At 53.9% G+C, this 19,980-nt stretch carries 20 protein-coding genes; 15 read left to right on the forward strand and 5 right to left on the reverse strand.

The window, feature by feature from the left end; all coding sequences use genetic code 11:
* The first annotated feature begins 195 nt into the window (after window positions 1-195).
* From PFRI_RS18470 to PFRI_RS18495, 7 genes are all read left to right on the forward strand, one after another.
* Window positions 196-1,728: an acyl-CoA carboxylase subunit beta gene (locus PFRI_RS18470; RefSeq protein ID WP_072632173.1), complete on the forward strand. Its 1,533-nt coding sequence runs from the start codon at window positions 196-198 to the stop codon at window positions 1,726-1,728.
* Between the two features lie 33 nt (window positions 1,729-1,761).
* Window positions 1,762-2,109: a hypothetical protein gene (locus tag PFRI_RS18475; protein ID WP_072632174.1), complete on the forward strand. Its 348-nt coding sequence runs from the start codon at window positions 1,762-1,764 to the stop codon at window positions 2,107-2,109.
* Window positions 2,106-2,501 carry a DUF6497 family protein gene (locus tag PFRI_RS18480; protein ID WP_084649760.1) on the forward strand — a complete coding sequence of 132 codons (396 nt, stop codon included), beginning with the start codon at window positions 2,106-2,108 and terminating at the stop codon, window positions 2,499-2,501. Before PFRI_RS18475 ends, PFRI_RS18480 begins: the two co-directional genes overlap by 4 nt.
* A 214-nt stretch (window positions 2,502-2,715) precedes the next feature.
* On the forward strand, window positions 2,716-2,862 hold the full coding sequence (locus tag PFRI_RS21430) for a hypothetical protein (protein ID WP_170124835.1): 147 nt from the start codon (window positions 2,716-2,718) through the stop codon (window positions 2,860-2,862).
* Window positions 2,863-2,955: 93 nt separating this feature from the next.
* Window positions 2,956-3,309, forward strand: coding sequence for a hypothetical protein (locus PFRI_RS18485; protein WP_072632207.1), 354 nt, complete (start codon window positions 2,956-2,958; stop codon window positions 3,307-3,309).
* A 253-nt stretch (window positions 3,310-3,562) separates the two neighbouring features.
* The gene (locus PFRI_RS18490; RefSeq protein WP_072632175.1) at window positions 3,563-3,766 is read left to right on the forward strand and encodes a YMGG-like glycine zipper-containing protein; all 204 of its coding nucleotides are present in this window, start codon (window positions 3,563-3,565) and stop codon (window positions 3,764-3,766) included.
* Between the two features lie 122 nt (window positions 3,767-3,888).
* Entirely contained in the window at window positions 3,889-5,919 is a 2,031-nt protein-coding gene (locus PFRI_RS18495) for an acetyl-CoA carboxylase biotin carboxylase subunit (RefSeq protein WP_072632176.1), read from the forward strand.
* Window positions 5,920-5,959: 40 nt separating this feature from the next.
* Here the strand turns inward: PFRI_RS18495 and PFRI_RS18500 are convergent, their stop codons facing one another.
* Complete coding sequence (locus tag PFRI_RS18500; protein ID WP_072632177.1) at window positions 5,960-6,415, reverse strand: DUF4174 domain-containing protein; 456 nt, start codon at window positions 6,413-6,415, stop codon at window positions 5,960-5,962.
* A gap of 176 nt (window positions 6,416-6,591) precedes the next feature.
* Here PFRI_RS18500 and PFRI_RS18505 point away from each other — a divergent pair, with 176 nt between their 5' ends.
* Genes PFRI_RS18505 through PFRI_RS18535 form a run of 7 tightly spaced genes read left to right on the forward strand, consistent with a single transcriptional unit; the run spans window position 6,592 to window position 12,891 of the window.
* Complete coding sequence (locus tag PFRI_RS18505; RefSeq protein WP_072632208.1) at window positions 6,592-7,533, forward strand: hypothetical protein; 942 nt, start codon at window positions 6,592-6,594, stop codon at window positions 7,531-7,533.
* On the forward strand, window positions 7,499-9,625 hold the full coding sequence (scpA, locus tag PFRI_RS18510; RefSeq protein WP_072632178.1) for a methylmalonyl-CoA mutase: 2,127 nt from the start codon (window positions 7,499-7,501) through the stop codon (window positions 9,623-9,625). Before PFRI_RS18505 ends, scpA begins: the two co-directional genes overlap by 35 nt.
* Before the next feature lie 18 nt (window positions 9,626-9,643).
* Window positions 9,644-10,261, forward strand: coding sequence for a VOC family protein (locus PFRI_RS18515; RefSeq protein WP_072632179.1), 618 nt, complete (start codon window positions 9,644-9,646; stop codon window positions 10,259-10,261).
* Window positions 10,258-10,758 (forward strand): GNAT family N-acetyltransferase, encoded by a 501-nt coding sequence (locus PFRI_RS18520; RefSeq protein ID WP_072632180.1) that lies wholly within the window; start codon window positions 10,258-10,260, stop codon window positions 10,756-10,758. Before PFRI_RS18515 ends, PFRI_RS18520 begins: the two co-directional genes overlap by 4 nt.
* Before the next feature lie 42 nt (window positions 10,759-10,800).
* On the forward strand, window positions 10,801-11,484 hold the full coding sequence (locus PFRI_RS18525) for a molecular chaperone DjiA (RefSeq protein WP_072632181.1): 684 nt from the start codon (window positions 10,801-10,803) through the stop codon (window positions 11,482-11,484).
* Window positions 11,484-12,494 carry an endonuclease/exonuclease/phosphatase family protein gene (locus PFRI_RS18530; RefSeq protein WP_072632182.1) on the forward strand — a complete coding sequence of 337 codons (1,011 nt, stop codon included), beginning with the start codon at window positions 11,484-11,486 and terminating at the stop codon, window positions 12,492-12,494. The genes PFRI_RS18525 and PFRI_RS18530 overlap by 1 nt, the downstream gene beginning before the upstream one ends.
* Window positions 12,484-12,891, forward strand: coding sequence for a hypothetical protein (locus PFRI_RS18535; protein WP_337956492.1), 408 nt, complete (start codon window positions 12,484-12,486; stop codon window positions 12,889-12,891). The genes PFRI_RS18530 and PFRI_RS18535 overlap by 11 nt, the downstream gene beginning before the upstream one ends.
* On the opposite strand, the gene PFRI_RS18540 is transcribed toward PFRI_RS18535, so the two are convergent.
* From PFRI_RS18540 to PFRI_RS18555, 4 genes are read right to left on the reverse strand one after another with little or no spacing between them, the layout of a single operon-like run.
* Window positions 12,888-14,453: a Ppx/GppA family phosphatase gene (locus PFRI_RS18540; protein WP_072632209.1), complete on the reverse strand. Its 1,566-nt coding sequence runs from the start codon at window positions 14,451-14,453 to the stop codon at window positions 12,888-12,890. The genes PFRI_RS18535 and PFRI_RS18540 overlap by 4 nt on opposite strands.
* Before the next feature lie 16 nt (window positions 14,454-14,469).
* Window positions 14,470-16,650, reverse strand: a complete 2,181-nt coding sequence (locus PFRI_RS18545) for an RNA degradosome polyphosphate kinase (RefSeq protein WP_072632184.1) — start codon at window positions 16,648-16,650, stop codon at window positions 14,470-14,472.
* A 9-nt stretch (window positions 16,651-16,659) separates the two neighbouring features.
* Entirely contained in the window at window positions 16,660-17,364 is a 705-nt protein-coding gene (locus PFRI_RS18550) for a P-loop NTPase family protein (protein ID WP_072632185.1), read from the reverse strand.
* A 3-nt stretch (window positions 17,365-17,367) separates the two neighbouring features.
* On the reverse strand, window positions 17,368-18,441 hold the full coding sequence (locus tag PFRI_RS18555) for an AI-2E family transporter (RefSeq protein WP_072632186.1): 1,074 nt from the start codon (window positions 18,439-18,441) through the stop codon (window positions 17,368-17,370).
* 198 nt (window positions 18,442-18,639) lie between these two features.
* On the opposite strand from PFRI_RS18555, the gene proS reads away from it, so the two are divergent.
* Entirely contained in the window at window positions 18,640-19,977 is a 1,338-nt protein-coding gene (proS, locus tag PFRI_RS18560) for a proline--tRNA ligase (protein WP_072632187.1), read from the forward strand.
* Window positions 19,978-19,980: the final 3 nt, after the last annotated feature.

Below are 19,980 nucleotides of genomic sequence, written 5' to 3' on the forward strand. Positions count from 1 at the left end.
AGACGTCGCGACGCACTTGGTTAGCAATTTTGCTATTTGCAACTCAAAGATTAGCAGCTGTTTGCAAATTTGCGACAATTCGCTTTTTTTCTGCACCTGCACAGGGTACTCACCAGCGCTAACCACCTGTTGCACAGGAGCCGACACGAATTGGCTCAGGATACGCGCCACAGCGGCGCACAGAAGGGACATGCAATGAAAGATATTCTGCAAGAACTCTCCGAGCGCCGCGGTGCTGCACGACTTGGCGGCGGTCAAAAGCGCCTCGATAGCCAGCTTGCAAAAGGCAAACTGAGCGCGCGTGAGCGGATCGAGCTGTTGCTCGATGAGGAGAGTTTTGAAGAATATGACATGTTCGTCACGCACCGTTGCACTGATTTTGGCATGGAAAACCAAAAGCCAGCCGGTGACGGTGTTGTAACGGGTTGGGGCACGATCAACGGGCGCATGGTCTATGTGTATTCGCAGGATTTCACGGTTCTTGGCGGTTCCGTGTCCGCAACGCATGCGAAAAAGATCTGCAAGATCATGGACATGGCGATGCAAAATGGCGCGCCTGTTATTGGCATGAATGATTCAGGCGGTGCGCGTATCCAAGAGGGTGTCGACAGTCTTGGTGGATATGGCGAGATTTTTCAGCGCAATATCATGGCCTCAGGCGTCGTGCCGCAAATCTCGATGATCATGGGGCCTTGCGCGGGCGGCGCGGTCTACTCGCCTGCGATGACCGACTTTATCTTTATGGTGAAGGACACGTCCTACATGTTCGTCACCGGCCCTGATGTGGTGAAAACTGTGACAAACGAGCAAGTCACAGCCGAAGAACTTGGTGGCGCAAGCACGCATACCAAAAAGTCGTCTGTCGCGGATGCTGCGTTTGAAAACGATGTCGAGGCGATTGCAGAAGTGCGCCGATTGATTGATTTCTTGCCGCTGAGTAACCGTCAAAAGCCGCCTGTGCGTCCTTTCTTTGATGATGTTGCGCGCGTTGAGACATCGCTCGACACTTTGGTGCCGGACAACCCCAACCAGCCTTATGATATGAAAGAGCTGATCACAAAGATTGCCGATGAGGGTGATTTTTACGAAATTCAGGCTGATTTTGCAGGCAACATTCTGACTGGTTTTATCCGTCTCGAAGGGCAGACCGTTGGCGTTGTGGCGAACCAGCCATTGGTGCTTGCGGGCGTCCTTGATATTGACAGCTCGCGCAAAGCGGCGCGGTTCGTGCGGTTTTGTGATGCGTTTGAGATCCCGATTTTGTCTCTGGTGGACGTTCCCGGCTTCTTGCCCGGCACAACGCAAGAGTATCGCGGCGTGATCAAACATGGCGCAAAACTGCTCTTTGCTTACGGCGAAGCAACCGTGCCAAAGGTGACACTGATCACGCGTAAAGCTTATGGTGGAGCGTATGTGGTTATGGCCTCCAAGCATTTGCAAGCGGATGTGAATTACGCGTGGCCTACTGCTGAAATCGCAGTGATGGGCGCGAAAGGCGCGACTGAAATTATCCACCGCGCCGATATGGCCGACGCTGATAAAATTGCGCAACACGAAGCAGATTATAACGAGCGTTTCGCCAATCCTTTCGTCGCCGCCGAGCGTGGCTTTGTGGATGAGGTGATCCAGCCGCGTAGCACGCGTAAACGCATCAGCCGTGCCTTTGCTGCTTTGCGCAGCAAAAAGCAGACGATGCCGTGGAAAAAGCATAACAATATCCCGCTTTGATCTGAGCGTATTTTGCAAGGACAGCACACGAATATGACGCAACGCATGTGGCATACGCAAACGGACGGCGACACGGTAACATTGGCGCGGGCGCTTCCTGCGCGTTTCGATGTCAGCGCAAGCGCGTCGTTTCCGATGTTGGCGCGCACACGTTTGGCGCATCAAATCCGTCAGGACATGTGGCGCGCTTTGCAAAATATTCGCGGGTTTTCGCCTGTCGTGCGCGTCGAACGCTCGGATGCTGGATTGCGCGTGACCGCGGGTGGGCGCGTGCCAAAGCCGATTAGCAAGCACATCGCAGAGCGGATCGAGGTTTTGCTCAACGATGAAGTCTTGCGTGCGCGCTGGATCAAATGTGCACAGGTTCGGATGACAGGATGAGAAACACACTGATCAAAACCGTTGCTCTCGCTGGGCTTGCGACGGCTCCGCTTTTGGCTGAGCCGCTTATCACTGTTCCCTCGGGGCAAAGCGTTCGTTTTTTCGAGCAACGTGATGAACCCGAGAGCGGGATTACTCGATTGCGCTTCATAGCGCCGGATCTTGCGAGCCCTTTAAAGCGGCCAAGCTTTGAAGACCTTACGCTTGATCTAGAAGCGTTGTGTCTGGAATTCGGATTGCAGAAACTGCCTCCGAATGTGAGGCAACCCGTTCAGATTATTGTGTCACTTTCGGCGCAGCCCATAGAGTTTGGCATTGCAAATCCTGATGTTGTGCAGGTTTTCGAGGCTTTCTCGGTCGAAAATGAGACCTGCATGTTGGAGATGTTTTGATGGAACCACAATATGTTGCGCACCAAAGCTCATCCAACAGGCTGTTTGAGGCTTCTGAGTCACAACGTCTCGCGAAGGAGCCTTGTGGATATCTTTTTACAACGGGCTCGCGTAGTTTACGCAACAGGTACACCCAAGTGACCCATACCTCGAAAGGGACAGGGCGGCGAGATTCTCTCGTTGATCTGGTTCGTAATATTGACAGGAGACTAAGATGTCCAAGAGCATCAAACTGCTGGCCGTACTCGGTGTTGCATTCGCAGCATCCGCTTGCGCACGCAAAGCACCGGTTGAAGAGTTCGTTGTGGTTGATCCCGCGCAGATCTCCAATGAGCCAACATACACAGGCAAGTACAAGTAACTTGTCTTTGGAGCAGGCGTTAGCGCCTGCTCCGAGCCACTCGCTTACCAAAGTCACGCACCAGATCGGGGGTGCGACATGGCACTAGCGTATATGCTCAAACATCGCGGCTTTCCTGGCCGTCTTCCCGGTACTGATTTCCAATTCACATTGCGACGCGCGAACCCCAAAGGGGCCACGCCGATTGAACGCCGTGAGCGTCACTCGGACCGCAAGCCTGCGGACCGTCGTGCGGATGCTGGGTTTGTCGCAGCTCTTTGGGAGCAGTTTGGCGATCAACCTTTTGAACGTGGCAACCTTGATGCGGGCCGTCTGAGCTGGCTCTTTGGTCGTGAAGTTCTGCCCTATGATGATCCATTCGATCCTGCCAATTATGAGGCGATGCTGATCCTTGACCCGCGTGCAGCCGCAATGGCATTTCCAGACGCTGCGGACTGGAGACAATAGGCATGTTTCAGCCGAAGATTGTATCCGATAGGCAAATTCAAGCCTGTTTGAACCCTGCAAACGCAATCCGCTTTGCACGTGGGCGCGATGCAATCATCAATGATCTCACGAAGTTGCGTCAGATCCTCGTTCGAATTGACGGCGCAATTCTCCGTAACCCTTCACCTTGGCGGCGGTCCGGTGCTAACCTGCACCCACTGCCGCCTTTTTTCTTGAGCGCGGTTGAGAAACCTAACTTCGAAAGAGATTTATTATGTCAAAATCAACAAAGATCCTCGCGGCGCTGGTCCTGTCCGGTTCTCTCGCTGGTTGTGTGTCTCCTGACCCGCAAGTTCAGAACGTCGCAGGCGGCGCAGCACTTGGTGCAGCAGCAAGCGCGATCGCTGGCGGCAACCAAGGCCAGATCATTGCAGGCAGCATTGTTGGTGCCACCGCTGGCGCACTTATCCCGAACTAACCAGACATTTCGCTTTTTCCGCACACGTGCGGTTAGGCTTCAAACCACATGCGAACGTCGCTTTGCCCGGATAGGGCAGGGCGGCGTTTTCGCGTTTCAAATAGCACAAAAAGGACTGCCACATGTTCAATAAGATCCTGATTGCCAACCGAGGTGAAATTGCCTGCCGCGTCATCAAGACAGCTAAGAAGATGGGCATTACCACCGTTGCCATTTATTCAGAAGCTGACAAGAACGCGCTGCATGTGGAAATGGCAGATGAGGCGATTCACATTGGCCCCCCGCCTGCGAACCAGTCCTACATTGTAATCGAGAAAGTCATGGCAGCGATCAAGGAAAGCGGCGCGCAGGCCGTGCATCCGGGTTATGGTTTCTTGTCCGAGAACTCAAAATTTGCAGAAGCGCTTGCCGCTGAAGGCGTTGCCTTTGTCGGACCACCTGTCGGTGCGATTGAAAAGATGGGGGACAAGATCACCTCCAAAAAGATTGCCCAAGATGCGAATGTGTCCACCGTTCCTGGTTATATGGGCTTGATTGAAGACGCGGACGATGCGGTCAAGATTTCCAATCAAGTCGGTTATCCAGTGATGATCAAAGCTTCCGCTGGCGGTGGCGGTAAAGGCATGCGCATTGCGTGGAATGACGAAGAGGCGCGCGAAGGTTTTCAGTCGTCCAAGAACGAAGCCGCGAATAGCTTTGGTGATGATCGTATCTTTATCGAAAAGTTCATCACCCAACCGCGCCACATCGAAATTCAGGTGCTTTGCGACAGCCACGGCAACGGCATCTATCTGGGCGAGCGTGAATGCTCTATCCAGCGTCGTCAGCAAAAGGTTGTCGAAGAGGCACCAAGCCCTTTCCTTGATGAAGCCACACGCAAGGCCATGGGCGAGCAGGCCGTCGCCTTGGCGCAAGCGGTTGGCTATGCCTCTGCGGGTACGGTTGAATTCATCGTTGACGGCGCGAAGAACTTTTACTTCCTTGAGATGAACACACGCCTTCAAGTGGAACACCCAGTGACCGAGTTGATCACAGGCGTTGACCTTGTGGAGCAGATGATCCGCGTCGCCAATGGCGAGAAGCTGAGCATCACGCAAGACGATGTCACCCTCACAGGCTGGGCGATTGAAAACCGTCTTTATGCGGAAGACCCCTATCGTGGCTTCCTGCCCTCTATCGGTCGTCTTACGCGCTACCGTCCGCCTGCGGAAACGGCGGCCTACACACCGGGTGTCGCCGCTGGCGATGCAGGCGACGTGGTCGTGCGAAATGACACGGGCGTCTTTGAGGGTGGCGAAATCTCCATGTATTACGACCCGATGATCGCCAAGTTGTGCACATGGGCACCAACGCGTGAAAAGGCGATTGAAGCGATGCGTGTGGCACTTGATAGCTTTGAGGTTGAGGGCATCGGTCACAATCTGCCCTTCCTCAGTGCTGTGATGGATCATCCCATTTTTATCAAAGGCGAGATGACAACAGCCTTTATTGAAGAGCAGTATCCTGACGGTTTTGCAGGTGTTGACCTTCCCGAAGCTGATTTGCGTCGCATTGCAGCGGCCAGTGCTGCGATGAACCGCGTCGCCGAAATCCGTCGCGCACGTGTGTCTGGGCGTCTTGATAACCATGAGCGCAAAGTGGGCGATACGTGGAATGTCACGCTGCAAGACACCAGTTTCGACATGACGATTGCTGCTGATAAAGTCGGTTCTACCGTGACGTTTGAGGATGGCACTGCCATGCGCGTCAGTGGGAATTGGACGCCGGGCGATCAGCTTGCGAACATGAGTGTCGATGATGCACCGCTGGTGATGAAGGTCGGCAAGGTGTCTGGTGGTTTCCGCATTCGCTCTCGTGGAGCTGATCTGACGGTCCATGTGCGCACCCCGCGCCAAGCTGAACTCGCCCGCAAAATGCCAATCAAAGTCGCGCCGGATACGTCAAAACTGCTCCTTTGCCCAATGCCGGGTCTAATCGTTAAGGTCGATGTGGAAGAGGGACAAGAAGTGCAAGAAGGCCAAGCGCTGTGCACTGTTGAGGCGATGAAGATGGAGAACATCCTGCGCGCAGAACGCAAAGGTGTGGTCAGCAAAATCAATGCGGCTGCGGGCGATAGCCTTGCCGTTGATGATGTGATCATGGAGTTCGAATAAGCCGTATGGCGAATGCGGCGCACATATCAGACGCGGGGGGCTACGGCTCCCTGCGCTCGCGTATTTCGCGCTGCCGCATCGGCATTTTATCGATGACTCGCGTTAGTTCGCGCACGTCCCACGGCGAAGCTTTGCGCAGTTTGATGCCGCCATCTTTGCCAATCAACACCATCATAAAGCCACGCGGGCGCAACTCTTTACGCAATTCCGACTTGGCTGACGGGTCCGTGTCAGTGAGGACTACGACGTCTCGCTCGGCCAAGGCTGCTGCTTGGTCCTCTAGCAAGGCAAGCTGCTGTTCAAACCGAGGATCGTTTTCGCTATCCGCAAAAACAACAATCGGACGAGATTGCCAAAGAAAATCGCTCAAATTGTTACTATCTGGCGTCGAGATGACCTCCCAAGCCGTAGGTTCATCCGCTGTTTCACTCTCTTGTGAAAGAGCAGGACCAGCTAAGAAAAATGTTGCAATAACAAATGATAAGAGCGGTTTCATTGGATCTCCTTCTAAGCCCAATATAGGGGCCGCTCAGACGATTGCGATGGTTGATCTGTCTGCTTCGCGTCAATTCGGGCAATTTAAGGAAAAAATCATCACTCTGGGCCATTGCTATCGCTTAAACGCGCAAACCTTCGGGCCAATGCGCAATGAAGCAGCAAAAGGTCAGAGGCTTGGACGTAATTCTTCAAATTGGCGCGCATCGCACTGCGAGCACGAGTTTTCAGACCTATTTGCGCCAAAACGGGACGGCTTTGGCGCAGATGGATATCGGGTCTTGGGGACCTTACCGGCTGCGCAAAGGGTTGTTTCACGGGATCGTGCCAAATCCTGCGCTTGGGATCGGCCCCGAACATCTCGCCCGCGCCAAGGGCAAGATCGCGATGCACTTGGACCGCTCTGCGCAAAAGGGGCTGAAGCATCTTTTGGTGTCCGAAGAAAACATGCTCGGCAAAATGCGGCACAACTTTTTCGAACAGGCGCTCTATCCCGCAGCGGGCGAACGGCTCGCGCGGTTTGTGGGGGCTTTCGATGGGTCGGTCAAAGCGCTGCACATCAGTCTGCGCTGTCCAAGCACGTATTGGACGTCTGCGCTCAGCTTTTGCATCCCTCGTGGGGTGCGTGTTCCACGCGAAAAGCGGATCACGGCGCTCGCTCAGTCGCCGCGTACATGGCGCGACGTCATCACGGATATCGCCGCAGCTACGCCCGATACGTCGATTTTCGTCAGCACCTACGAACAACACGCTTCGGCCCCTCAGACACTGCTGTCGTATCTGCTTGGACATGCCGCTCCGCGACCAAAATCACCGATTTGGCGCAACCGACGCCCGTCTTTACCGGAATTGAAACGCTTGCCGCTCGGCATGAACGAGCGTGCACAGCTCGAAGCGCATATTCACGACAACCGTTGGGAACCCTTTACACCAGCGCAGCGCGCAGCGTTTCAAGAAAGCTATGCGGACGACCTATTCTGGCTGCGCGCAGGTGCGGACGGCTTGGCACATTTACTGGAAGATCCGAAACCACAAGAGACGGGATATCCCGCGAAGTTGGGTTTCGCTCACAAAGGACACGAACATGACGCAAGATACCGATTGGCGAGCCCTCGCTGAAAAAGAGTTGCGCGGACGCCCGCTCGACGATCTCACATGGAACACACTCGAAGGCATCGACGTCAAACCGCTCTATACAGAGGCGGATACGGCTGATCTGCCTCACATGGGCGGCATTCCGGGTCAGGGGCCCTTCACGCGCGGTGTCAAAGCGACGATGTATGCGGGCCGCCCTTGGACCATTCGCCAATACGCGGGCTTTTCCACCGCAGAGGAAAGCAACGCCTTTTACCGCAAAGCTTTGGCCGCTGGTCAGCAGGGTGTGTCCGTGGCGTTCGACCTTGCTACCCACCGTGGCTACGACAGCGATCATGAACGCGTAGAAGGCGACGTCGGCAAAGCAGGCGTTGCGATTGACAGCGTTGAGGACATGAAGATCCTTTTTGATCAGATTCCACTCGATAAAGTGTCCGTCTCCATGACGATGAACGGCGCGGTAATCCCGATCCTTGCCAATTTCATCGTTGCTGGCGAAGAGCAGGGCCACGATCGTTCTGTTCTGTCCGGTACGATCCAGAATGACATTCTGAAAGAATTCATGGTGCGAAACACCTACGTTTATCCGCCAGAACCCTCCATGCGGATCATTGCAGATATAATCGAATACACCTCTGCGGAGATGCCGAAATTCAACTCTATCTCGATCTCTGGCTACCACATGCAAGAGGCGGGTGCGAACCTCGTCCAAGAGCTGGCCTACACCCTCGCAGATGGTCGTGAATACGTGCGCGCGGCGATGGCGCGTGGCATGGACGTGGATAAATTCGCACCGCGCCTGTCGTTTTTCTTTGCGATTGGCATGAACTTCTTCATGGAAGCGGCAAAACTGCGCGCCGCCCGCTTACTCTGGCACAAGATCATGACCGACCTCGGCGCGCAGACGGATAAATCCAAAATGCTGCGGACCCATTGTCAAACGTCTGGTGTCAGCTTGCAGGCACAAGACCCTTATAACAACGTGATCCGCACCGCCTACGAGGCGATGGCGGCCGCTCTTGGCGGCACACAATCGTTGCATACAAATGCGCTCGACGAAGCGATAGCGCTGCCCACAGAATTCAGCGCCCGCATCGCGCGCAACACGCAATTGATCTTGCAAGAGGAAACAGGTGTCACTAATGTCGTTGATCCGCTCGCAGGATCTTACTACGTAGAGAGCTTGACGGATCAGTTGGCGACAGAAGCCTGGAAACTCATCGACGAAGTTGAAGAGATGGGCGGTATGACCAAGGCCGTTGCTTCGGGGATGCCAAAACTGCGCATCGAGGAAGCCGCTGCCAAGCGCCAAGCGATGATGGATCGTGGTGACGAAGTCATTGTAGGCGTTAATAAATACCGCCTCGACGAAGAAGATCCGATCGATATTCTCGACATTGATAACGACGCTGTGCGGACGTCGCAAATTGCGCGTTTGCAGAGCATTCGCAACAGCCGAGATGAGGCCGCGTGCACTGCTGCTTTGGACGAGGTTACCCGCCGCGCAACAGAGGGCGGCAACCTATTGGAAGCTGCGATCGAAGCGTCGCGCGCACGCGCCAGCGTAGGGGAAATCAGCATGGCTATGGAGAAAGTATTCGGGCGTCACCGCGCAGAAGTTAAGACCCTCGCAGGTGTCTATGGCGCGGCCTATGAGGGCGATGAGGGTTTCGCAGCAATCCAAAAATCTGTCGAAGATTTTGCGACAGAAGAAGGGCGTCGCCCTCGAATGCTCGTCGTCAAGATGGGCCAAGATGGCCATGATCGCGGCGCTAAAGTCATTGCCACCGCCTTTGCGGATATCGGCTTTGACGTTGATGTCGGTCCACTTTTCCAAACACCCGAAGAAGCGGCACAGGACGCAGTGGACAACGATGTGCATGTCATCGGTATTTCGAGCCAAGCTGCCGGTCACAAAACCCTTGCGCCAAAGCTGGTACAAGCTCTGAAAGACGCGGGTGCTGAGGATATCATAGTGATTTGCGGTGGCGTTATTCCACAGCAAGACTATGATTTCTTGTATAAATCTGGTGTGAAAGCCATTTTTGGGCCAGGAACAAACATTCCAAAAGCCGCACAAGATATTCTCGCAATCATTCGCGATAACCGGCGTTAATTCAAAGGAATTTGGGCTATGAGCGCACTCATTCTTGATCATCTGGCAGTCAGCGGTGAAACCCGTGACGCTGCGCGCGCGCATATCGAAGAGGCTTTGGGATTCCCGATGCAAACGGGTGGCGAACATGAAAAGTTCGCCACTCATAATCACCTGATGGGGCTGGAAGACGGGCTTTATCTTGAAGCGATTTCGATTGATCCGAACGTGCCAAACCCGGATCGCGCACGTTGGTTCAATCTTGATAATTTCTCAGGAACACCGCGTTTGACCAACTGGATTTGTGCTGTGCCGGATATGGCCGCAGCCTTAGAGCGTTGGGAGGATGTTGGGACTGCGGTCTCGCTTGAGCGCGGCGAATTGTGCTGGCAAATGGCTGTTCCACGCAGTGGTATTCTTCCTTTCGATGGATTTTTCCCTCCGCTTATTCAATGGCATGGTGCGTTGCATCCTAATCAAATGCTTGGCTCTTCAGGGGTATCTTTGAAACAATTGACTGTTGCCCATCCACAGGCCGATGCTTTGTCAGCAACTCTAGGTACAATTTCTGGTGCACCTATCCGATTTGAAACGGCTCAGAATGCTGCGCTCTTTGCGGAGTTCGTAACACCGCATGGTCCGCGCACCCTGACATGATTATCCGACCCGCGCAGGCGGATGATGCACAGGCGATCTGCGATATCTGGAACCCGTTGATCAAAGATACAGCTGTGACGTTCACGGACGAAATTAAGACTGTACAGAGCATCAGCGACCTTATCAAAACAAGAGATGGTGCTTTCTTTGTTGCTGAAAAAGACGGAGCCATATGCGGCTTCACCAGCTATTCAGCGTTTCGCGGCGGGCCTGGCTATTGGCGTTCTAAAGAAATATCTATCAATCTTGCTCCAAATGCGCGCCGCCAAGGGATGGGTGGTGCATTGCTCAAATGGCTGGAAACGCATGCCCGCGAACAAAACGTTCACAGTCTAATTGCCGCGATTAGCGGTGAAAATCCATCGGCGCAAAGTTTCCATCAAAAGCTTAGGTATCAGCATATCGCGACTTTGCCTGAAGTTGGGTTCAAGTTCGGGCGCTACATGGATTTGATTTTGATGCAGAAAATACTCCCACCTCTGGGCGATATGCCCTAAACGTGCATGGGCTTTAGCGCAGCAGGGGCGTAGAAAGATCACATGTCACTTTGGACTCGCATATCCGAAGCGCTGGCGGCGCTTTCTATCGGCGAAAGCCTTGCGCAAATATTTGATCGTTTGCGCAGTCCGCGTGAGCGCTCGGTGGGCTTTACGATTGCTGTGATTGCGCTGGGTGCGAAAATGGCGAAAGCGGATGGTCAAGTGACGCGCGATGAGGTGACGGCGTTTCGTGAAGTGTTCAACATAGCTGCGTCGGATGAAGAGAATGCCGCAAAAGTCTTCAATCTTGCGCGTCTTGATGTGGCTGGTTTTGAAGAATACGCGCGCCGCATCGCTGATATGTTTGAGGATGAGCAAAGCACTCTGTGCGATTTGATGGAGGGGCTTTTTCATATCGCGATGGCGGATGGGTTCTATCATCCCAGTGAGAACGAGTTTTTAAAGCAAGTTGCGCATATTTTCGGCCTCCCCGAGATGGAGTTTCGCGCCTTGCGCGCGCGCTTTGTGCCTGACGCGATTCCTGATCCCTATACGGTTCTGGGCGTTTCACCAGATGCAACTCTTGAAGATATCCGTAAAATTTGGCGCAAAATGGTGCGCGAAACGCATCCCGACCGCATGATCGCGCGCGGCGTCCCGGAAGAGGCAATTCGCATGGCGGAAAAGAGCATGGTCGACATCAACCGTGCTTGGGAAGAGATCACAAAAGTCAGGGCCACTTGATGCGCATTGCGTGCTATAATGTTGAATGGTTCGACCGTTTGTTTGATGAGGCGGGCGATCTTCAACGCGACAATCGTTGGTCTGGACGACGCGATGTAAAACGATCCGAGCAGGCCAAGGCACTTGGCTATGTGTTCAACAAAATCGATGCTGATGCGATCATGGTGATCGAAGCACCCGACGATCATAATGGTCGATCTGGGACTAATGCGCTTGAGAACTTTGCGAAGGTGTACAACTTGCGTGCCACTAAGGCATTGATAGGGTTCACGAATACCACACAGCAAGAAATTGCGCTACTTTACGACCCCTCTAAACTGAACGCACAACACGATCCTGTTGGAGTGATCGGCGACGTGGTGCCGCCCTTTGATGGCACTTATGAAATTGATCTAGACATCGACAATCGCGCCGACAGTGTGACGTTTTCTAAGCCACCTTTAGAATTGGCAATTGAAACGGCGAATGGCACGAAATTACGTATGATCGGTGCGCATTTGAAGAGCAAAGCGCCGCATGGTGCCCATAACGCGGCTGAGGTAATGCGCTTTTCCATCGCCAATCGACGCAAACAATTGGCGCAAGCGGTTTGGCTGCGCGGCCGGGTCGAAACGCATTTGAGTGCGGGCGAGCATCTTATGTTGCTCGGGGATCTCAATGATGGTCCGGGTTTAGATGAGTATGAAAACCTGTTCGGGCGGTCCTCTGTCGAGATCATATTGGGAGAAACAGGCTGTCCTTGTCTTTATGACCCCCATGCCGCACGTGCTTTGGCGCGAAAAATAGGGGGTGCGCCGACAACTGCGCGGTTCTTCCTGAAAAACGATAATCGCTTTTTACAAGCGCTGCTGGACTACATCATGGTCAGCGAGAATTTGCGCGATAAAGCAAAGGCTTGGCGTATTTGGCATCCTTTCGACGATCCTGAATGCTGGCGCGATGAAACGTTACGAAATGCGCTGCTCACGGCGTCTGATCACTTCCCTGTGACGCTGGACATTGATCTTTAGACTAAAAATCGCAGCCAAAGACCCCTATATTCTTGTTATGAAACAGATTGCACTGACCGCGACATTGGCCTTCGCACTGGCTTTGCCTGCGCAGGCTGATGACACCAAACCCGAAGAAGGTTTTGGCCTCATGGAAAAAGGCGCGCGCCTGTTGTTCGAAGGCTTGCTGCAAGAAATGCAGCCCGCGTTGCGCGATATGGAAGGTCTCACAGAGCAGCTTGAACCGGCTTTGCGTGGCTTCGTAGAAAATATGGGTCCTGCTTTAGGGGGGCTTTTGGAGCAGGTTGAGGATTTCTCAAAATACCATCCGCCCGAGGTCTTACCCAACGGGGACATCATTTTACGCCGCAAAAGTGAAGCGGAACTGGCGGAACCAGAAGGCGAAGTTGATCTTTAATCCGCCTGCGCCTCTTTCGAAGGTTTGGTGAATTTCACAGTCACCTCAGCGCCCAAAGAACTCGCGAGCGAGGACAGTCGAGATTCCGCAACCTCTGAAAACAACGGCTTAGCAGAGCTGTGCATGCGCAATTCGAGCTTTTTTTTCTTCGGAAACCAACGAATTTCGCCAAGCTGGGCGTCTTTTTCCATCCACAACATCGCGCCGAAACGCATGGCTTTCCCCAAGATTTCCGCTTGGTGCCTTTGTTCAGGTGTGAGCAATTCGAGCAGCTCGTCAAAGCGCGTGCCATCAGGTTTGTTGCGGTAGCGATACATCAGGGCAAGGCCAAGAAACACGCGTTCTGGATGGCTTAGCCCGCCAAGGTTGGCGCGTGTGGAGTTGTCAAAACACACCTCCGCGCGAAAATCAGGGTGCGCGCGCCAACTGACGTCATGCAAAAGGCTTGCGGCTTTCACCAGACGTTTGGTTGCGAAGGGCGCAGATTTGAACAACGGCATGATAAAATCATAAAGCGTTTTACCAAAGCCCGGCATACGTGCGTCTTTGCTCTCGGAAACGCGCGCGCTTTCGATCAAAGGGTCACGATCCCGCAATTTTTGCGGCATTTGCTCGTAGAGCATACCTTCGCGAATACCATAGCTCGAAATCGCGATGTCTTTGGGCTTCAACTGGTTGATCAGCGCTTTCAAAACTTCCGACGCGATAGGAACCAGCACCATACGCGCCGAGGAAATGCCACAGGCGGAGCGCAGCTCCTCAATTTCGGATTTAGCGATATACTTCACCGTTTCGCGCACAGATTTTGGCGTCATGCGGTACTCATGCAAAACATGCAAAGGGTAGCCGCGTCGGTGCATATCGATCCGCGCAATTGCGCGCCAAGAGCCACCGACAAGGAACAAACGATCCTTCTGTTCGCCCATTTGCTCATGCAGGTCGGCGATCACCTCTTTGGCGTATAACTTGCGTGCTTTTGCGCCGCCTTTCATGCTTTGCAGCTTCAATGGACCTAACGAAGAGGTCACGCATTTACCAACATGACCATCGCGAATTTCAGCCAGCTCCATCGATGCACCACCGATATCGCACACCAAGCCGTAAGAGCCGGGCCAGCCGAGAAGCACGCCTTGCGCCGAAAGCCGCGCTTCTTCGGGGCCATCAATCACATGCACCGTTAACCCTGTTTCGCGCAAAACATCTGCGCAGAAATCAGGTCCATCGCTCGCATCGCGTACCGCAGCGGTCGCAACGGCGGTCAGGGGCGAAATACCCAAGCTTTGCGCAATCGCCTCGAATCTCGCCACGGCCGCCAAAGCCCTTACGCGTCCTTCAGGATTCAGACGGCCCGTGTCTGATATGCCCGCCCCCAAAGCACACATGACTTTCTCGTTGTAAAAATAAGCAGGGCTGCGCGCGGCACCGTCAAAAACCACCATGCGTACAGAGTTGGACCCGATGTCGACGACGCCCACACGTGCCAATTTGCGCACAGATGGATCGTTGAACAAAGGACGCCCGAACGGGTTCGTCGTGGTGAGGGGCGCGAAGTTAGCGGTCATGTCAGCACTCATGGTTTCAGGCACTTTCGTCGTCAGTGTGGGTCAGTTGTGGCACATCCGCTGCACCCGCAGAACCGCGTCCAGAGAGCGACGGATTTTCCATAAAGAAGCGGTGACAGTTAAATGCAAATTGCCCTTCGGGCACGATCTCTCGCGCGAAAGACCCATCAGGTCGCATGATCCAGCTTTGCGCCACATCGGCCAGATTTGCCGCCATAATCTGGCTGACGATTTGCGCTTTGACCGTGCCATTGTTGATCTCGACCAAGGTCTCGACACGTCGGTTCAGATTGCGCCCCATCCAATCGGCAGAACTGATAAACACGCGCGCCTTTTTGTGGGGCAGACCATAGCCATTTCCAAAGCAAACAATACGCGAATGTTCCAGAAAACGGCCTACGATAGACTTTACTCGGATCGTTTCGCTCAGACCTTTTATTCCCGGTCGTAGCCCGCAAATGCCGCGTATGATCAGGTCGATCTTCACCCCCGCTTGAGAAGCTTGATAAAGCGCGTCGATCACCTCTGGGTCAATGAGCGAGTTCATCTTGGCCCAGATCACCGCAGGCTTTCCGGCTTTCGCGTGTTCCGCTTCGCGCGCGATCAATTCGATCAAACGTGGTTTCAGAGTCAGGGGCGAAATCGAGAGATTTTCCAGCGCGTCAGGGGGCGCATAGCCAGAGAGGTAGTTGAACACTTTGGTCGCATCGCGTCCCAGTTTCTTGTCACAGGTAAAGAACGACAGATCGGTGTAAATACGCGCTGTAATCGGGTGATAATTGCCAGTGCCATAGTGCGTGTAAGTGACCAGTTGATCGCCCTCGCGTCGCACCACGATTGAAATCTTGGCATGGGTTTTGAGATCAAGAAAGCCGTACACCACATGCGCGCCTGCGCGCTCCAAACGGCGTGATTGGCGGATGTTGGCGGCTTCGTCAAAGCGCGCTTTGAGCTCGACCAAAGCGGTGACGGATTTGCCATCCTCCGCTGCTTCGCACAGAGCTGACACAATGGGTGAGCGTTTGGATGTGCGGTAAAGCGTCTGTTTGATGGCGACCACATCAGGGTCGCGCGCAGCTTGGGTCAAAAAGCGCACGACCATGTCAAACGTCTCGTAGGGATGATGCAAAAGCATATCTTTTTGACGGATGGCTGCGAACATATCGCCTTCATGATCCTGCACACGCTCTGGAATACGGGGCATGAATGGCGGCCAAAGCAGATCAGGACGCGCGTCTGTGACCAGCTCGGAGAGGTCCGACATGCCAATCATCCCAGGAAGTTCAACGGTTTCTGCGTCGGTCACACCCAACTCGCGCATAACCAATGTTCTCAATTTGTTGGGTGCATCGCCTGTGTAGGTCATGCGCACAACTTCGCCGCGTTTGCGACGTTTTAAAGCGACCTCAAACTCGCGCACAAGATCTTCGGCTTCGTCTTCGACCTCAAGGTCGCTGTCACGTAGCACGCGAAATTCAAAATGGCCCTTTAGCTTATAGCCCGGAAATAAACGGCCAAGGTTTTCAAGCAGCACATCTTCAAGTGGCAAATAGCGCAACTGGCCCTCTGGTGCCGGCAGCGCGACAAAGCGATCAATCTGCGCTGGGATCGGCAAAAGCGCGAAGAGCTCGCGTTTGTCAGATTGCCGCTCAAGCTGCAGCGCAAGCGAGTAACCAGTGTTAGGGATGAACGGAAAAGGGTGTGCAGGATCAATCGCGAGAGGGGAAAGAACCGGAAAAACGTTGTGCAAAAAGATATCTGCAACGACTTCTTTGTCAGCATCACTCAGGTCTGCACGGGCAACAATCGCTATGCCTGCGTCAAGCATTTGAGTGCGGATGCTTTCCAGTACATTTTGCTGGGTTTGCAACAGGTTGCGCGCGTCCTCATTGATCAAGACCAATTGCTCGGCAGGATTTAAACCATCGGCCGCAGCCGTGGTATTTCCGGCTTGAGCGAGTTCGCGCAGGCCTGCGACGCGCACCGTGTAAAATTCATCAAGGTTGGTCGCAGAGATTGACAAAAACCGCAGGCGTTCGAGCAATGGCACACGGGGATTTTCGGCTTCTTCCAACACGCGCCAATTGAAGTTCAGCCAACTCAGTTCGCGATTCACAAAGCGTGCAGGGCCGTTCAGATCTACATCTGGCAGATCGAGCGGGGCAGGGCAGTCCGCTTTGAGAAAGTCAGCTTGCATCGTTTTGTATCACTCCTGTTGCGCATCCGAGTGTGCGCTGTCTTCGCGGATCTTGTCCAGCGCCGCAGAGGCAAAAGCCCGCGTAATCGCGCGCCCCGCATCAAGGGCGGCTTTGTCGAGTGCTGCAACAACCTGCTGCGCGGCTGCGAACGAGCGATCAATCCGCAGCGCGAGAAACGGAATGACGTCAGGCGCGGGGTTGAGTTGGCGATCGGCGAAGAGCTTCATAAGCACAGCGGTCAGCAGCGTGTCATCAGGGGCTTCCAACGTTGCAGTTTGGATGGCCTGCAAGCGGCTTGCCAAGTCGGGCAGGGTCAGGCCCCAATGCTGGGGTTGGGATTTCGCCGTGAATAAAAGCGCGCGCCCTTCGGCTTGCGCAAGGTTGTGGAGATGGAATAGCGCTGTTTCTAAAGCGTGATCCTTCGTGATTTGATCGATGTCTTCGATGACCAATGGGGTTCGCAGTAAGTCTGGAACATCGTCTTCTTGGAGCGTAAGCGCTGAAATAATGCGCGCTCCGCTTTGCGCTGCCCAAACATGTGCGAGATGGGTTTTGCCGGAACCCTTCGGCCCGATAAGCAACAGTTTACCATTGCTCCAGGTGTCTGGTGTGTCGATCATAGCAACGGCCAAGGCGTTGGACGGAGAGATGAAAAAGTCATCTCGCCCCAGCGCCGCTCGGGCTGGAAGATCAAAGCTCAACTGCGTGCTCATGGCCTATGGCTCGCTCTGCTCATCGGTTTCCAAACCCGCATAGAGGCGACTGCCCATGTATTGGCTGACCAAGAAACGAATGATCACACCAAGCGCTGCAGCAACGGGCACACCTACGAGCAAGCCGACAAAGCCAAAGACGGATCCAAACACAGAGAGCGACAAAAGCAGCCAAACAGGATGCAGGCCAACGGAATTGCCGACCAGCTTGGGGGTCAACACATTGCCCTCCAACACTTGTCCGACAACAAAAATACCCGCGACGAGGCCAAGTGAAACCCAATCACCCCAAAACTGGAACAGCCCCAACCCAATCGCCAAGGCCCCACCGATAAGCGCGCCAACATATGGGATAAAGGTGATCAACCCTGCAATGAAGCCAACAACGAGACCAAATTGCAGCCCGACGAGCATCAGCGCGATGGCGTAATAGGTGCCTAGCACGAGACAGACTGTGCCCATGCCGCGGATGAAGGCCGCTAGGGTTTGATCGACTTGCTTTGCCAAAATGCGCACTGTGGGCGCATGATCGCGCGGTAGCAACGTATCAAGGCGGGCAGTCATATTGTCCCAATCAAGCAGCAAATAGAAAGCGACTACCGGTACGATCAAGAAAAGCACAACGATATTGATGATCGAAGACGCGGACGAGAGCACTGTGCTCAGCAATTCGCCTCCCTTTGATTGGATCGTCTCGCCGATCCCCGTCAGAGATTGGCGCAGCGTCGAGCCTTCATCCATCAAATCGGGAAAACGCTCGGATAAAAACGCCTGAAGGTCTCGGAAAAGTTGCGGGGCAATATCAAACAAAGCAATGGCTTGGTTGATCAAAGTCGGAACAACGAGCAAAACCATCAACACGAAAATGACCAACGCTACCAAGGTGATGATTGTTGTGGCAACAACGCGGCTGCAGCCAAGCCGCTCTAACTTGTCCGCAACAGGATCAAGGAAGTAAGCAATGGCGCCACCAAGGATAAAGGGCAGGATCACATCGCCTAAATACCACAACACAATCATAAAGATTGCGGTGGTAATGCCCCAGTATTTCATCTGATCTTTGACAGGAAGTGCCATGCGCGCCTCTGTTGATTTGGTGTTTCTAGACATCGCCTATGCGGACATGGGTTTCAAGGGCAGATGGGGGCCAGCCCCCGCCTCAGCAAGCTGAGACTCCCCCGAAGTTTATTTGGAAAGATGAAGGGGCTTGGCTTGCTGGTTTTGCTTTGAACGCCTAAACGGGTGGAAATCTGAGTTAACCTCGAGAGAGATCCCATGCGCCTGAGCCGTTATTTTTTGCCGATCCTGAAAGAAAACCCTGCGGATGCGCAGATTGTCAGCCACCGTTTGATGCTGCGTGCAGGGATGATCAAGCAATCCTCTGCGGGGATATATTCATGGCTGCCTCTGGGGTTCAAAGTGTTGCGCAAGATTGAAAATATTGTGCACGAAGAGCAGCAGCGCGCAGGGCACATTCCGATGCTGATGCCCACCTTGCAGTCCGCTGACTTGTGGCGCAAGTCCGGGCGCTACGATGCTTATGGCCCTGAGATGTTGCGCATTAAGGACCGTCATGATCGTGAGATGCTCTATGGTCCCACAAACGAAGAGCTGATCACGGATATGGTCGCCAACTTTGTGGGCAGTTATAAGTCCTTGCCTTTGACGCTTTATCACATCCAGTGGAAGTTCCGCGACGAAGTGCGTCCGCGCTTCGGTGTGATGCGGGGCCGCGAATTCCTGATGAAGGACGGCTATAACTTTGATTTAACCAAGGAAGACGCATTGCATGCGTATAACCGTCACTTGGTTACATACCTGCGCACCTATGAGCGTATGGGTCTGCAGGCCATCCCGATGCGCGCGGACAGTGGCCCGATTGGTGGCGATTACACACATGAGTTCCTCGTGTTAGCGGATACGGGCGAAAGCGAAGTATTTTATGACAGCGAGATTACCGATCTCAGCTTTGGCGATCGCGCAATTGATTTCGATGACAAGGTTGCGTGTCAGTCGGTCATGGAAGAGTTCACCAGCCGCTATGCGCGCACGGACGAAACCCATGATGAAGCCACGTTCAACGAAGTGCCGGAAGAACGCCGCCGCGTGGCGCGAGGGATTGAGGTGGGGCAGATTTTCTACTTTGGCACTGAGTATTCCGAAAAGATGGGCGCTATGGTTCAGAATGAGGAAGGCCAGCGAGTGCCGCTTCATATGGGCAGCCACGGCATTGGTGTTTCACGCCTTTTGGGTGCAATTATCGAAGCGTCCCATGACGACAATGGCATTATTTGGCCCGAAGGTGTGACGCCGTTCCATTGCGGAATTGTGAACCTCAAGCAGGGTGACGAAGAAGCGGACGGTGCATGTGATGCGCTCTATGACAGTCTCACTGCGCTGGGCTTTGATCCGCTTTATGATGATCGCAAAGAACGCGCAGGCGGTAAGTTCGCGACGATGGATTTGATCGGTTTGCCGTGGCGCATTACTGTGGGTCCACGTGGGCTCAAGAATGGTGTTGTTGAAGTCACATCGCGCCGCACAGGCGAGAGTGAAGAGATGAGCCCTGAGCAGGCCATCGCCAAGATTGCGGCGATCTACGAGGGGCTGTAACCG

Origin of the sequence: Planktotalea frisia, assembly GCF_001890925.1 — a bacterium.
Classification (GTDB): Bacteria; Pseudomonadota; Alphaproteobacteria; order Rhodobacterales; family Rhodobacteraceae; genus Planktotalea; species Planktotalea frisia.